Source organism: Mycobacterium sp. 1164985.4, from assembly GCF_001668575.1.
Classification (GTDB): Bacteria; Actinomycetota; Actinomycetes; order Mycobacteriales; family Mycobacteriaceae; genus Mycobacterium.
Window position 1 is genome coordinate 56,825 of sequence record NZ_LZMD01000111.1, and the last position, 14,477, is coordinate 71,301.

14 protein-coding genes are annotated in these 14,477 nt (G+C 68.2%); 9 read left to right on the forward strand and 5 right to left on the reverse strand.

What is annotated here, in order from left to right; genetic code table 11:
* Positions 1–6 precede the first annotated feature (6 nt).
* A complete protein-coding gene (locus A5650_RS24630) occupies positions 7–1,002 on the reverse strand; it encodes an oxygenase MpaB family protein (protein WP_067298524.1) in 996 nt (331 codons plus the stop codon).
* A gap of 104 nt (positions 1,003–1,106) precedes the next feature.
* On the opposite strand from A5650_RS24630, the gene A5650_RS24635 reads away from it, so the two are divergent.
* Positions 1,107–1,703 carry a TetR/AcrR family transcriptional regulator gene (locus tag A5650_RS24635; protein WP_067298236.1) on the forward strand — a complete coding sequence of 199 codons (597 nt, stop codon included), beginning with the start codon at positions 1,107–1,109 and terminating at the stop codon, positions 1,701–1,703.
* Here A5650_RS24635 and A5650_RS24640 read toward each other — a convergent pair.
* From A5650_RS24640 to A5650_RS24650, 3 genes are read right to left on the reverse strand one after another with little or no spacing between them, the layout of a single operon-like run.
* The gene (locus A5650_RS24640) at positions 1,684–2,604 is read right to left on the reverse strand and encodes an alpha/beta fold hydrolase (protein WP_067298238.1); all 921 of its coding nucleotides are present in this window, start codon (positions 2,602–2,604) and stop codon (positions 1,684–1,686) included. The genes A5650_RS24635 and A5650_RS24640 overlap by 20 nt on opposite strands.
* Before the next feature lie 10 nt (positions 2,605–2,614).
* Positions 2,615–3,226 carry a DinB family protein gene (locus A5650_RS24645; RefSeq protein WP_067298240.1) on the reverse strand — a complete coding sequence of 204 codons (612 nt, stop codon included), beginning with the start codon at positions 3,224–3,226 and terminating at the stop codon, positions 2,615–2,617.
* Between the two features lie 2 nt (positions 3,227–3,228).
* A complete protein-coding gene (locus tag A5650_RS24650) occupies positions 3,229–3,759 on the reverse strand; it encodes a DinB family protein (RefSeq protein WP_067298242.1) in 531 nt (176 codons plus the stop codon).
* 61 nt (positions 3,760–3,820) lie between these two features.
* Here A5650_RS24650 and A5650_RS24655 point away from each other — a divergent pair, with 61 nt between their 5' ends.
* Positions 3,821–4,777, forward strand: a complete 957-nt coding sequence (locus tag A5650_RS24655; RefSeq protein ID WP_067298244.1) for a helix-turn-helix transcriptional regulator — start codon at positions 3,821–3,823, stop codon at positions 4,775–4,777.
* Here the strand turns inward: A5650_RS24655 and A5650_RS24660 are convergent.
* Positions 4,767–5,318 carry a hypothetical protein gene (locus A5650_RS24660; RefSeq protein WP_156614132.1) on the reverse strand — a complete coding sequence of 184 codons (552 nt, stop codon included), beginning with the start codon at positions 5,316–5,318 and terminating at the stop codon, positions 4,767–4,769. The two genes, A5650_RS24655 and A5650_RS24660, sit on opposite strands and share 11 nt — an antisense overlap.
* Before the next feature lie 60 nt (positions 5,319–5,378).
* Here A5650_RS24660 and A5650_RS24665 point away from each other — a divergent pair, with 60 nt between their 5' ends.
* The 7 genes from A5650_RS24665 to A5650_RS24695 all read left to right on the forward strand — a co-directional run bounded on the left by A5650_RS24665 (position 5,379) and on the right by A5650_RS24695 (position 14,469).
* Positions 5,379–6,146, forward strand: coding sequence for an endonuclease/exonuclease/phosphatase family protein (locus A5650_RS24665; protein ID WP_067298525.1), 768 nt, complete (start codon positions 5,379–5,381; stop codon positions 6,144–6,146).
* 58 nt (positions 6,147–6,204) lie between these two features.
* On the forward strand, positions 6,205–10,374 hold the full coding sequence (locus tag A5650_RS24670; protein ID WP_067298252.1) for a glycoside hydrolase family 38 N-terminal domain-containing protein: 4,170 nt from the start codon (positions 6,205–6,207) through the stop codon (positions 10,372–10,374).
* On the forward strand, positions 10,371–10,934 hold the full coding sequence (locus A5650_RS24675; RefSeq protein ID WP_082950934.1) for a DUF7158 domain-containing protein: 564 nt from the start codon (positions 10,371–10,373) through the stop codon (positions 10,932–10,934). Before A5650_RS24670 ends, A5650_RS24675 begins: the two co-directional genes overlap by 4 nt.
* Positions 10,934–11,860 carry an ROK family protein gene (locus A5650_RS24680; protein ID WP_067298255.1) on the forward strand — a complete coding sequence of 309 codons (927 nt, stop codon included), beginning with the start codon at positions 10,934–10,936 and terminating at the stop codon, positions 11,858–11,860. Before A5650_RS24675 ends, A5650_RS24680 begins: the two co-directional genes overlap by 1 nt.
* Before the next feature lie 345 nt (positions 11,861–12,205).
* A complete protein-coding gene (rplJ, locus tag A5650_RS24685; protein WP_059101516.1) occupies positions 12,206–12,733 on the forward strand; it encodes a 50S ribosomal protein L10 in 528 nt (175 codons plus the stop codon).
* A 66-nt stretch (positions 12,734–12,799) separates the two neighbouring features.
* A complete protein-coding gene (rplL, locus tag A5650_RS24690; RefSeq protein WP_064345556.1) occupies positions 12,800–13,192 on the forward strand; it encodes a 50S ribosomal protein L7/L12 in 393 nt (130 codons plus the stop codon).
* 194 nt (positions 13,193–13,386) lie between these two features.
* Positions 13,387–14,469: an ABC transporter ATP-binding protein gene (locus A5650_RS24695; RefSeq protein WP_067298257.1), complete on the forward strand. Its 1,083-nt coding sequence runs from the start codon at positions 13,387–13,389 to the stop codon at positions 14,467–14,469.
* Positions 14,470–14,477: the final 8 nt, after the last annotated feature.

Here is a 14,477-nt window from a genome sequence, read left to right on the forward strand (position 1 = left end):
CAGTGATCAGGCCTCGGCGAAGCTGCGCTCGACCTCTTCGCGGCTGAGGACCTCGTCGTCGCCCAACCGGTACGACGGCAGCGTGTGCGGCAGATCGGTGCCCGACGCGACCCTGGCCTGGGCCTGCCGGAACTCCGGGATCGGACCCTGTACCAGGTGCAGCCCGTTGATGACCGACCAGACGGTCGCGCGCCTCGTTGTCTGCTCCAAGATGTTGGGGTCCTTGTGCTGGATGAGCTGCTTGGCCCAGCGCGGCATGGTGTCGCGGATGGCCCAGTTGATCGCGCTCTGCGCCAGCGGCAGGCCTGGTCCGGTCGCGACCGCCGTGCCGTGCGTGACGGCCAAGCGCGGCAGGTACGACGCCAGGCACTCGGCGACCTCGGCCTTGGTCTCGGGCAGATCGCTGCCGCCCAAGGCGTGGCCGACCCGCACGAATTCGCGGTAGTAGCGATCGATCTTCTTGCCGCGCAACGGGTTCGGATGGTAGAGCTCGTGCGCGGTGGCCAGCCCCCACACCACGGTGGCGTAGTTCCATCGCAGCCAGTCCGGGTCGTCTGCGTCGTAGCGGGCGCCGTCGGGACGGGTGCCCTTGATCGTGTGGTGCATTGAGCGCACGGCCTTCGCCAGGCGCTCGGCGGTCTCGGTCGACCCGTAGGCGGTGCCGATGAAGAACGCGATCGAATGGCCGAGGCGTACCGCGGCCCCCTTCGGATCGATCTCCGGCCGGCCGACACCGTTCTCGTCACGTTTGACCAGCCGTGAGTGGTGCATGCCCATCCAGTAGATCGACGGGTCAAGACGTTCCATGAACGCCGCGCACTGCAGGCCGAAGATGAGGGCCTGCATGTGCGAATGCACGTGCCACACCGCGCTGCCGGGCCCGAACCAGCCTGGATCTCCGACCGGCGCGGCGAACTCCATCCCCCGGAAGTAGTTACGCCGTACGTCCTTGTCGAAGCGCTGGTTGAGGAACTCACCGATGAACTGGTGCGGCAGCAGAATCACGTCGGCTCCTAAGTTCCCGAATTCTGGTCACGGCTGTAGCCAGAATACCGTTTGGTCACGTATGTGACCAGAGTCGGCACGCGTCGGCCTACGCTGAGGCCGTGACCAGTCCCACGCGATGGGCCGGCATACCGCTGACGGACCGCCGAGCCGAACGCCGTGCACAGCTGATCGACGCCGCCTTCCGGTTGTTCGGCGACGGTGGCGAATCCGCCGTGTCGGTGCGTTCCGTATGTCGTGAATGCGGGCTGAACACACGCTACTTCTACGAGAGCTTCGCCGACACCGACGACCTCCTCGGCGCGGTCTACGACCAGGTGAGCGCCCAGCTGGCCGAAGCGGTCGAGGCGGCCATGTCGCAGGCGGGCGATTCGCTACGGGCCAGGACCCGGGCGGGTATCGCCGCCGTGCTCGGGTTCAGCTCCCAGGATCCGCGGCGCGGTCGCGTGTTGTTCACCGATGCGCGGTCGAACCCCGTGCTGGCGACGCGCCGCGCGGCGACGCAGGACCTGTTGCGCGAGGGCGTGCTCACCGAGGGCTGGCGGCTGCAGCCGGACACCGACTCGGTGGCCGCACTCGTCGGCGCCGCGATGTATACGGGCGCGATGGCCGAGCTGGCGCAACAGTGGCTTGCGGGCCGGCTGGGGACGGATCTGGACGCGGTCGTCGAACACGCCGTCAGTCAGGTGTTGCGGTAGCGGCCGCGGCGAAGTTCTCCGTCAGCGCCCCGACCACCGGAGCCCACACCGGCTCGGGGAGGTCATGGCCCATACCGTCGACGACGACGTAGCGCGCGCCCTCGACGGCCCGCGCGACCGTGCGGCCGTTGCGCGGTCGCACCATCGGGTCCTTCGAGCCGTGGACGACGACCGTGGGCGCGGCGATGCGACGGGTGTAGCGCAGCAGGCTGCCGGTGCCGAGGATGGCGTCGAACTGCCGCAGCATGCCCTGCGGGTAGTCGCTGCGCTCGCGCAATTCCCGCACCCGACGCTGTAACTGTTCGGTGGGCGGTAAGAAGTTGGGCCCGTTGATGATTGCGACGTTGCGCACCTCGTGGGCCAGCCGCTGCTCGAGCGGGGCGTCACGGGGCGGTGCGCCGAATGCCAACCGAATCACCCGCAGCGCCGGCAACGACGAAAGCGGCGTGCCCGCGCTCGTCATCACTAGCCCCAGCGATGCCACCCGGTCGGGGTGGCGGCCGGCCAGCACCTGCGCGATCATTCCGCCCATCGACGCGCCGACGATGTGCGCGCGCTCGATGCGGAGATTGTCGAGCAGGCCGCGCACGTCCTCGGCGAGGTCGACGAGCGTGTACGGCACCGGGCTGCCGCGGCCCAGCAGGTAGCGCAGTACCCGCGGATACACCGAACCGTCGGCACGCTGCCCATCGAGCTTCGTCGACAACCCGGTGTCGCGATGATCGAACCGGATCACCCGGTATCCCTGTCCGATCAGCCGGGCGCAGAAGCCGTCGGGCCACATCGGCAACTGGGCGCCGACGCCCATGATCAGCAGCACCGGCGGGTCGGCGGGGTCACCGAGGTCCTCGTAGAAGATCCCGACGTCCCCGCAGACTGCGGTGCCGCTTCGAACCTGCATGCTGTGCTTTCTACACCTGACCGCCGACCGGTTGCTTGCCCCACGGCGTCAACCACGGTGTGGGCTCCCAGTCTTCGAGGCCCGCCAGCAGCTCGTAGAGCGTTGCGCCGTCGATGGTTTCGCGGATGATGTCGGCCTGTCCGGCGTGCCGGGCCAGCTCCTCGATCATGTGGAAGATCACCCACCGCACCGACCACGCCGGAACGTCCTTGGGAAACCACGGCACGTGCGGCGGGATCGGCACCGCCGCACCGAGGTCCGCGGTTTCGATCAACCGGACGGTTTCGGCGTTCTGCTCGTCGAACCTGGCGAGAATGTCAGCAAGGGTCTCGTCCTTGCCCATGACGAATTCGCTCTGGTAGTCGGCCTGCTGATTCGCCATCGGACGGCGGTCGCTCTCGGTCATCTCCGGCGCGGCGGCCACGCGCGCCATCCACCCGCGTTGGCAGTTGGTTACGTGCTTGATCAAACCGCCGATCGACAGCGCGCTGACCGATGGTGTCGACCGCGCCTGTTCGTCGGTCAAGCCGAAGGCCACGGCGTGGAAGGCGTACTGCTGCGCGGCCAGGTATTCGCGCAGGCCCTCGCGCTCGTCGGCAACGGGTGGGGGCAGAGCGGGCATACTCAATTTCCTTTCGGGTTGGTGTGGGCGTAAAGGTCTCGGATGCAGGCGATTTCGGCGCCGTGGTGGATGAGCTCGCGGTTGATGTGCAGGACGAGCGCGATGAGCGGATAGTCCGCGTAGGGTCCTTCGGCGGGTCCGCACGGCCGGTTCAGGTCCTCTTCGGACAACTCTCGTACGCCCTCGATCCAGGTGTTGTACTGCTCGTCGAGTTGTCGCAGCGCGGTCGTCGCGTCGGTGGCGTAGTGCCACGACTGGTAGTCGGCGGCCGGCGCGTTGAAATGGCTGTGGTTGCGCATAGCGAAGACCCCGACGATGAGGTGTGCCAGTCGCCAGGCGATCGTCGTGAACGGCGGCGGCGTCGGTTCGGGATATGCGAAGTCGATCCTCCCGTCGGGGTGGACCGTCCAGCAGTCCGCGACCGGCCGCCAGAAGTACTCGTCGTCGGTGAGCCCCTGGAACCGGGGGCGCAGGAAGTTGGTCCAGTGGAAGTCCGCCTGTTCTGCCAGCTCGTGGGTGATCGTCGTGGGCATATGATCACTCTGGCAGGGTTATAGGACAGTTTCGGTCCTATGAGTGAGGCAGGCTGCGTACATGTCGGAGACGACGAGCCGGGTACTGCAGCTTTTGGGTTTGCTCCAGGCGCGCCGGGTGTGGACGAGCGAGGAGCTCGCCGGACGCCTGGGAGTGACCACGCGCAGTGTGCGCCGCGACGTCGAGCGGCTGCGCGACCTCGGGTATCCGGTCCACGCCAGCAAGGGCCACGGCGGCGGGTATCAGCTCGGCGCCGGCGCGGCGCTGCCGCCGCTGCTGCTGGACCCCGACGAGGCCGTCGCGATGGCGGTATGCCTACGCCTGGCCGCGGGCGGAACGGTCGCCGGCGTCGGCGAATCGGCGTTGCGCGCGCTGAGCAAGCTCGATCAGGTGATGCCGTCGAAGCTGCGCTCGCAGGTGGCCGCGGTGCACGACTCGACCGTCACCCTGATGTCGCCGTCCCCGGATGCACCGGTCGCGCCCGACGTGTTGATGACGCTGGCCCGAGCATCCCGCGACCACGAGCACGTCTCCGCCGGTTACGTCGACATTCGCGGCAATGCCACTCAGCGCCGGCTCGAGCCCTATCAGCTGGTCACCACGGGGCGGCGCTGGTACCTGCTGGCCTACGACCGCGACAAACAGGACTGGCGCAGTCTGCGGCTCGACCGGATGAACGACGTGCGCGCGCAGGGCAGCACCTTCACGCCCCGCGAGGCGCCCGACGCGGCGGCCTACGTGCAGCGGTCGATCAGCAGCTCGCCGTACCGATATGTCGCGCGCGTCCGCTTCGAAGCGCCTGAAAGCGTTGTCGCGCAGCACTTCTCAGCGGCATCGGTGACGATCGAGTCCGACGGCCCCGACACGTGCATCGTCACCGCCGGTGCCGACGATCCCGAACGCATGGTGCTTTTCTTCGCGATGGTGGGATGCGACTTCGAGGTGCTCTCGCCACTGGAGGTGGTGCGGGCGGCCGAGGTGGTGTCCGAGCGGCTGGGGCGCAGCGTCAGCCGGTGAGCTCCAAGCGGTCCGCGAGCATCAGGAACGCCGACGCGAACGGGTTGTCGGCGGTGTCGACGCGTAGTTGCTCCCAGTCCAGTTGTTCGCGCACCGCGCGCACCGCGGGCAGCAACCCGGCGAAGTCGCAGTGGTGTTCGTTGAGAGAGTTCAGCTTCTCGCGCATGACCTCGGTCGGCGCGAGCACGCGCATCCGCACCGCGAGCACGTCATACTCCTCGGCGGCCAGGATGCTCTCCTTGTCGACCGGAACGCCGTTGAGCCGGTGCAGCACGTCGATCACGAAGTCGTCCTCGACGCAGGCCTTGAACAGCCAGTCCTCCGGGGTGCGCTCGACGCGGAAACCCGCTTCCTCCAACGTCGCCGCCGCCTTCTCGGTATCGGGCTCGGCGACCACGAAATCGACGTCGTGAACGGGCTCCGGGCCGCCGAACACCCACAGCGCGTAACTACCGCCCAGTGCGAAATCCGGGCCCGAAGCGCGCAATGCCGACGCCGCGCGCTTGAGCGCGTCGCGCAGATCATCGTTTCGCTGTGGCACTATTCTCCTGGGGCCGACTGATCGCCTAGCGGACATTGTGGGTAGCTAGTACCCATGCAGATGCGGATGGCCACCTTCAACATCTTGCACGGGCGCAACGTGCACGACGGGCTGGTTCACCGGGATCGCCTCGTGCAGGCGGTCCGGGAACTTGACGCCGACGTCCTGGCTTTGCAGGAAGTCGACCTCGACCAGCCGCGTTCTGGGATGGCCGACCTGACTGCGGTCGCCGCCGAGGCGATGGGCGCGGTGAGCCACCGCTTCGTGGCTGCGATCTCCGGCACACCGGGCGCCACCTGGATGGCGGCCACCGGTGACGAGCAGCCCGGAACCGCGGCCTACGGCATCGCGCTGTTGTCGCGGTTTCCCGCGGAGTCGTGGCAGGTGTTGCGGTTGCCGCGAATCCCGGTGCGGTTTCCGATGTATCTGCCCGGACCGAATCGGGTGAAGGTCGTCAACGAGGAGCCGCGAGCGGCGGTGATCGGCCAATTGAACACGCCGCTGGGCCCGTTGACCGTGGCGAACACGCATCTGTCGTTCGTGCCGGGGTGGAACCGGATGCAGTTGCGGCGGCTGCTGCGTGACATGCGCGGCTTTCCGACGCCGCGCGTGCTGATGGGCGATCTGAACATGGTGCCGCGGTCGGTGTGGCGGTGGACGCGTCTGCATCCGCTCGCCGAGGCGATCACGTTCCCGTCCGACGAGCCCGATCGCCAACTCGACCACATCGTCACCGACGACCGCGGCCTGCGGGTGGAGCGGTGCTGCGCCCCAAAACTGCCGATCTCCGATCATCGCGCCCTCGTCGTCGACATCTCCCGGGACTGACCTGCTTCGACACCGCGGTTTCGATCACTGCCGCGTCGACCGCACGTAGGGTTTGGTTGTGCGGGTCATCTCGGCGGAGTCGACGGATCTGTTCGTCGGGCCCGCGGATGCGCCGCTGCAGATTGTGCGGGTCACCTACGCCGACGGCGCTGGCGAGGTGCGCGTCGACGGTGACGGCCTGGCGGGTCACGCCCGTAGTGTCGCCGCGGACGGCAGCGTCGAGCTGGCGGTCGCGGTGACCGATCCGCGGCCAGGCGAGCAGCGACCGGCACGGGTCGCGACGGGTGATGGCATCACGCCGTTCGTGTTCACCGTCGCCGAGCCCGGCTGGACGATGTACATGATCAGCCACTTCCACTACGACCCGGTGTGGTGGAACACCCAGGCCGCGTACACCAGCGTGTGGAGCGAGGACCCGCCGGGCCGGTGCCGGCAGACCAACGGCTTCGATCTGGTCAGCGCCCATCTCGAAATGGCCCGCCGGGAACCCGAATACAAGTTCGTGCTGGCCGAGGTCGACTACCTCAAGCCGTTCTGGGACACCCACCCCGAAGATCGCGACGACCTGCGCCGCTTCCTCGCCGAGGGCCGCGTCGAGATCATGGGCGGAACCTACAACGAACCGAACACCAACCTCACCAGCCCCGAAACGACCATCCGAAACTTCGTGCACGGCATCGGCTTTCAGCGCGACGTGCTCGGAGCCGACCCGGCGACCGCCTGGCAGCTCGACGCGTTCGGCCATGACCCGCAGTTTCCGGGTATGGCCGCAGACGCCGGGCTAACGTCGAGTTCATGGGCACGCGGCCCGCACCACCAGTGGGGTCCGATGGCCGACGGCGGCGACCCTGAGCGCATGCAGTTCAGCAGCGAGTTCGAATGGCTTGCTCCGTCGGGGCGCGGGCTGCTGACGCATTACATGCCCGCACATTACGCGGCAGGTTGGTGGATGGATTCGGCGCCGACGCTGCAGGCCGCCGAAGACGAGACGTACCGCTTGTTCACGTCGCTGAAGAAGGTGGCGCTGACCCGCAATGTGCTGCTGCCGGTGGGCACCGACTACACGCCACCGAACAAGTGGGTCACCGAGATTCACCGCAACTGGAACGCCCGTTACACCTGGCCCCGGTTCGTGTGCGCGCTGCCCAGGGAGTTCTTCGCCGCGGTGCGCGACGAACTGGACGAGCGGCGTGTCGAGGCGCCGCCGCAGACGCGGGACATGAACCCGATCTACACCGGTAAGGACGTCTCCTACATCGACACCAAGCAGGCCAACCGGGCGGCCGAGGACGTCGTGCTCGACGCCGAGAAGTTCGCGGTGTTCGCCGGACTGCTCGGTGGCGCGACGTACCCTCAGGCGGCGTTGGCCAAGGCCTGGGTGCAGCTGGCCTATGGTGCGCACCACGACGCGATCACCGGTTCGGAGTCCGATCAGGTGTATCTCGACCTGCTGACCGGCTGGCGCGACGCGTGGGAGTTGGGCAGGGCGGCCCGCAACAGCGCGCTGGCCGTGCTGTCGGGTGCGGTCGAGGAGTCGGTCGTCGTGTGGAATCCGGTCGCGCACAAGCGCACCGACGTCGTCAGCGCCCATTTACCGGAATCGATCGGGACGATGCGGGTGGTCGACTGTGCAGGCGACGAGGTGCCGGCTCACGTCGAGCATGGCGGTCGCACGGTCACGTGGATCGCCCGTGATGTGCCGTCGCTGGGTTGGCGGTCGTATCGGCTCGAGGAGGCGGATACGCCGACCGCGTGGGAAGCGGTGGGCGGTAACGAAATCGGCAACGACCATTACCGGCTGCGGGTGGATCCGTCGCGGGGTGGTGCCGTCGAGTCGCTCATCGAATGTGCCTCCGAGCGATCGCTGATCGCTGACGGTGACGTCGGCAACGAGCTCGCGGTGTACGACGAATATCCGGCCCACCCGCAGGCGGGGGAGGGGCCGTGGCATCTGCTGCCCAAGGGGCCTGTGGTGCGTTCCTCGGCGGCGGCGGCCACCGTGCAGGCCTATCGCGGAGCGCTCGGCGAGCGCCTGGTGATTCACGGCGCCGTCGGCGACATGTTGCGCTACACGCAGGTTCTCACGCTGTGGCACGGTGTCGCCCGCGTCGATTGTCGGACGACGATCGACGAATTCACCGGCGCCGACAAGCTATTGCGGCTGCGCTGGCCGTGCCCGATACCCGGCGCCATGCCGGTCAGCGAGGTCGGCGACGCGGTGATCGGACGCGGTTTCGCGCTGCTGCACGACCGCGGTGGCGAGGCGGTGGACGCCGCGACGCATCCGTGGACGCTCGACAACCCGGCGTACGGCTGGTTCGGATTGTCGTCGGCGGTGCGGGTGCGAATCGGCGACGGATGTCGCGCGGTGTCGGTCGCCGAGGTGGTCGCGCCGACCGAAGACGCGGCCGCGGTGGCGCGGCCGCTGATGGTCGCGCTCGCGCGCGCCGGGGTGACCGCCACGTGCGGCTGCGCCGACAAGCCGCGCTACGGCGACCTCACCGTCGACTCGAACCTTCCCGACGTGCGGATCGCGCTCGGCGGACCCGATCAAAACCGCTTCACCGCAGACCTTCTCGAAGCCGTGGACGCTGACTATGCCGAGGAGGTGAACCGGCAACTCGACGCGACCGGCGCGGCCAGGGTCTGGGTCCCGGCCGCCGCAGCGCTGACGAAAACCTGGGTGCCGAGCGCGGATCTGCGCGATGTGCGGGCGCTGCCGGTGCTCGTGCTGGCGGGAACGGCGCTCGACGACGTCGTGGCAGGCGTCGTCGACGACCTGGCCGACTGGGAAATCGTCGTCGAGCAGACCGCGCCGGCCGACGTGCAGCCGTTCGAGAACCGTACGGTCGCGGTCTTGAATCGCGGTCTACCGGGGTTCGCGGTCGAAGCCGATGGGACGCTGAACCTTTCCCTGATGCGATCGTGTACCGGATGGCCGTCGGGCACCTGGATCGATCCGCCGCGACGCACCGCAGCGGACGGGTCCAACTTCCAATTGCAGCACTGGACGCACGTGTTCGACTATGCGATGGTCTCCGGGAGTGGCGACTGGCGTCGGGCCGGGATACCCGCGCGCAGCGCCGAGTTCTCGGCCCCCCTGCTGGCGGTGACGGACCACACGGGAGAGGCGGGCGCCCTTCCCTCGTCGGGTTCGCTGCTGGAGATCGAGCCGGCGGGCTCGGTGCGGCTGGGCGCACTCAAGGCTGCGGGCAATCCGCTGGCCGGCGGCAGCGCACGACCGGTTCACCCATCGGACGGCGTCGCGATGCGGCTGGTCGAAACCACCGGAGCGACAACCGAAGTCGCGGTCACCTCAGGGCTGCGCCGAATATCGGCCGCGATTCGGGTGGACCTGCTCGAGCGGCCGCGGGTACAGGAGGTCACCCCGGACGGGTTGTCGTTGCACGGCTTCGAGATCGCCACCGTGCTGGCACGGTTCAACCTGCCGCGGGTGCTGCAGGCCGACCATGCGGTGCTGGCGCCGGATGCGGAGGAGGCTCAGCCGCTCTACGCCCGGTACTGGCTGCACAACCGCGGTCCGGCGCCGCTCGGCGGGCTGCCCGCAGTGGCCCATCTCCATCCCCAACACGTCGAAATGGCGGATTCCCCTGTGCCGCTTCGGCTCACCGTGGCCAGTGACTGCTGCGACGAGATCCTGCACGGGCGGGTGCGGCTGCTGTGTCCGGACGGCTGGACCGCGGAGCCTGCGGTGTTGCCGTTCATGCTGCCGCCCGGCGAACACCTGGACACCGGCGTGAGCGTGACACCGCCGGAAGGGGTGTCGCCGGGGTTGTATCCGATCCGGGCCGAACTGGCGCTGACGGGCGCGCACGTCTCGATCCCGCCCTCATGGCGACAGGTGGTCGAGGATGTCTGCGTCATCGCGGTCGATGCGCCGCCGGACGACGGCCTGCTGCGGCTCGTCAGCGGACCCGAGCCCGTCGACGTGGTGGCCGGTCAGTCGGGGCGGCTGGCGGTCACCGTCGCCACCGACGCCTACGCCGACATCGCCGTCGAAGCGCACTTGGTCAGCCCATGGGGTACGTGGGAATGGTTGGGCCCTCCGGTATCCGGCGTCGAACTCGCCGCGCGCGGTACCGCCGAGATCGAGTTCGGCGTCGCACCGCCGGCATGGGCGGAGCCGGGGAAGTGGTGGGCGCTGGTCCGGTTGGCCGCCGCCGGCCAATTGGTGTACTCGCCCGCAGTGAAGGTGACGGTTCGGTGAGCCACCCGTGGGCCGGCATCGCGGCGACGGTGGACGGAGTGCCGGTACCGCTGGATGAGGTCGACGCGCGCGAAGCGTCGCTGCGCGGTTCACGGATCGCCTCCGCCCTGCCGCAGCCCGGCACCAGCGAAGGTCGACAGCTGCGGCGCTGGCTGACCCAACTCCTGGTTGCCGAACGCGTCGTGGCCGCCGAGGCCGCGGCGCGGGGACTGCACGCCGACGGCGCGCCCACTGAGGCGGAGGTACTGCCGGATATGACCGTGCGGATGGAGATCGGCAGCGTGGCGGCGTCGGTACTTGCCGACCCGCTCGCCCGCGCGGTGTTCGCGGAGTTGACGGCCTCTGTCGACGTCAGCGGTGACCAGGTGGCGTCGTACCGGCAACGGAACCCGTTGCGCTTCAACACCACAGCCCAGATCGCTGAGCATCTGCGCGCCGCCGCACGCCGTCGGGCCTTCCGGCTCTGGCTGGATGCGCGGTGTGCGGCAGACGTGCGGCTTGCGCCCGGGTACGAACACCCCGGCGATCCCCGACAACCCGACAACACCCACCGGCACTGATGATCGACCACACTCTCGCGCTCGATGTCGGCGGCACCAAAATCGCCGTCGGCCTCGTCGACGACACGGGCACGCTGGTGCACCAGGCGAAGTTGCCGACACCCCGTGGTGATGCGGAAACGATTTGGGCCGTAGCGGATTCGCTCATCACCGAGGCACTGGCCACCGCGGGTGGGCGGGTCCGTGGCGCAGGGATCGCCTCGGCCGGGCCGATCGACCTATCGGCTGGGACCGTGAGTCCCATCAACATCACCGCCTGGCAACGCTTTCCGATCGTCGAACGGGTGTCGACGACCGTCGGCGCCCCGGTGCGCCTCGCCGGTGACGGCTTGTGCATGGCGATGGGAGAGCACTGGCGCGGCGCGGGCCGCGGCGCTGACTTCCTGCTCGGAATGGTGGTCTCGACCGGCGTCGGCGGCGGGTTGGTACTCGACGGTGCGCCCTACGACGGTCGGACCGGCAACGCCGGGCACGTCGGACACGTCGTCGTGGATCCGGATGGCTCGCCGTGCGCCTGCGGCGGGCGCGGTTGCGTGGAGACCATCGCCGCGGGCCCTCGGATGGCGCAGTGGGCGCGCGAGCACGGGTGGGATGCGCCCCCCGACGCGGACGCCAAGGAATTGGCCGACGCCGCTGGCGCCGGAGACGCCGTCGCCATTCGGGCGTTCCGCCGGGGTGCGGTGGCCGTGGGTGCGATGATCGCGGCGGTCGGCGCGGTTTGCGACCTCGACCGCGTCGTGATCGGCGGAGGCGTGGCCAAGTCCGGGGCGCTACTGTTCGACCCCGTCCGGGAGGCGCTCGGGTCTTATGCCGGGCTCGACTTCATTCGTGGGGTTCAGGTCGTGCCGGCCGAACTCGGCGGCGACGCGGGCCTGGTCGGCGCGGCCGCTCTGTTGCGCGAGGATCTCTTGCGCGAACAGACGTAAACCTGCCCCTTTTTCGCGACTTTTTGGGCAGTTTTGCGTCTGTCCCCTACTGGCGTGTGGGCCCTCGCCGGGAGAAGTCTCGGCGTTTTGGCTGATCGGCGGGCGGCAGGCTATTCTGGGCGGCGTTCCACCGAAGACCGTCGGTCACCGAGCAATCGGTTGAAGGTCCGGACGGGTCTGTTGTTCTCCGCGCAAGCGGCTCATCAGATCCCCGGCGGCCCACGCAGGAGGACGAGGCTAACGCTATTGCTGCGCCCCGACCCGTCTGCGTCGGGGCGTTCGTCGTTTCCGGCCCCGAAAGCCCTGCACTCCGGCCGATGGTCACCCATCCACGAGGAGGCATGCATGGCCAAGGCTGACAAGGCCACCGCGGTTGCCGACATCGCCGAGCAGTTCAAGGAGGCTTCGGCGACGCTCGTCACCGAGTACCGCGGGCTGACGGTGGCCAACCTCAAGGACCTGCGCCGTTCGCTCGGTGATTCCGCCACCTACACGGTCGCCAAGAACACGCTGGTCAAGCGTGCCGCGGCGGAGGCGGGCATCGAGGGGCTCGACGAGTTGTTCGTCGGTCCCACCGCGATCGCGTTCGTCAAGGGCGAGGCCGTCGACGCCGCCAAGGCGATCAAGAAGTTCGCCAAGGACAACAAGGCCCTCGTCATCAAGGGCGGCTACATGGACGGCCGCCCGCTGAGCGTGTCCGAGGTCGAGCGCATCGCCGACCTGGAGTCGCGCGAGGTGCTGCTGGCCAAGATGGCCGGCGCGATGAAGGCGAATCTGTCCAAGGCCGCCGGTCTGTTCAACGCTCCGGCGTCGCAGGTCGCCCGGCTGGCCGCCGCTCTGCAAGAGAAGAAGGCCGGCGAAGAAGCCGCTTAACCCACCCCGACCTGCGATTTGTCGCACACAGATCGCAACCAGATGTAAGTAAGGAAAGGACCAAAAATGGCCAAGCTGTCCACTGACGAACTGCTCGACGCGTTCAAGGAACTGACGCTGCTGGAGCTCTCCGAATTCGTCAAGAAGTTCGAGGAGACCTTCGAGGTCACCGCCGCCGCCCCGGTCGCCGTCGCGGCTGCCGGCCCCGCCGCCGGTGGTGCCCCCGCCGAGGCCGCCGAGGAGCAGTCCGAGTTCGACGTCATCCTCGAGGGTGCCGGCGACAAGAAGATCGGCGTCATCAAGGTCGTCCGCGAGATCGTCTCCGGGCTGGGCCTCAAGGAGGCCAAGGACCTCGTCGACGGCGCTCCCAAGCCGCTGCTCGAGAAGGTCGACAAGGCGGCCGCCGACGATGCCAAGGCCAAGCTCGAGGCCGCGGGCGCGACGGTCACCGTCAAGTAACACCCCGCCGGCCAGTCCGGCAATACCACAACTGTGGGGTCGATCCAGCAAATGGGTCGGCCCCACAGTCGTTTTCCTGATGGGTCACAATCTGACCCCAGACGCATGTGGTGGCCTGCGGAGGTAGGCTACAGTGACTCAAGCCACAAGCGGGAAGACCTGTGGCGTGACGATGATTGGCGGAAGGATCTCGCGTGGGCATTGGTATCCAGATTGAAGGACTGACCAAGTCCTTCGGCCCCCAGCGAATCTGGGAGGACGTCACCTTCGACTTGCCGCCGGGTGAGGTCAGCGTTCTGCTCGGCCCCTCGGGTACCGGTAAATCCGTGTTCTTGAAGTCCCTCATCGGGCTGCTGCGCCCCGAGCGCGGCAAGATCATCGTCGACGGCACCGACGTGATCCAGTGCACCGCCAAGGAGCTCTACGAGATCCGCACGCTCTTCGGCGTGATGTTCCAGGACGGTGCGCTCTTCGGCTCGATGAGCCTCTACGACAACACCGCTTTCCCTTTGCGTGAGCACACCAAGAAGAAGGAAAGCGAGATCCGCCAGATCGTCATGGAGAAGCTCGAGCTGGTCGGTCTGGCCGGCGACGAGAACAAGTTCCCCGGCGAGATCTCCGGTGGTATGCGCAAGCGTGCCGGCCTGGCGCGCTCGCTGGTGCTCGACCCGCAGATCATCCTCTGCGACGAGCCCGACTCGGGTCTGGACCCGGTTCGTACCGCCTACTTGAGCCAGCTGCTCATCGACATCAACGCGCAGATCGACTGCACGATCCTCATCGTGACCCACAACATCAACATCGCCCGCACCGTGCCCGACAACATGGGCATGCTGTTCCGCAAGCACCTGGTGATGTTCGGGCCGCGCGAAGTGCTGTTGACCAGCGACGAACCCGTCGTTCGGCAGTTCCTCAACGGTCGTCGTATCGGCCCGATCGGCATGTCCGAGGAGAAGGACGAGTCGACGATGGCCGAAGAGCAGGCCATGATCGACGCCGGTCACCACGACGGTGGCGTCGAGGAGATCGAGGGTGTGCCGCCGCAGATCCAGGCGACGCCCGGTATGCCCGAGCGCCAGGCCGTCTACCGCCGGCAGGCCCGGGTGCGCGAGATCATGCACACCCTGCCGCCCAAGGCGCAGGAAGCCATCCGCGACGATCTCGAAGGCACGCACCAGTACCAGTCGCATTCGATCCCGGACGTCGACTCGACGAGCCGGCATCGCACGGCCGAGGACGACGCCCCGACCGGCGCCATCCCGCGCGCGCAGCAGTAGGCCGCCAC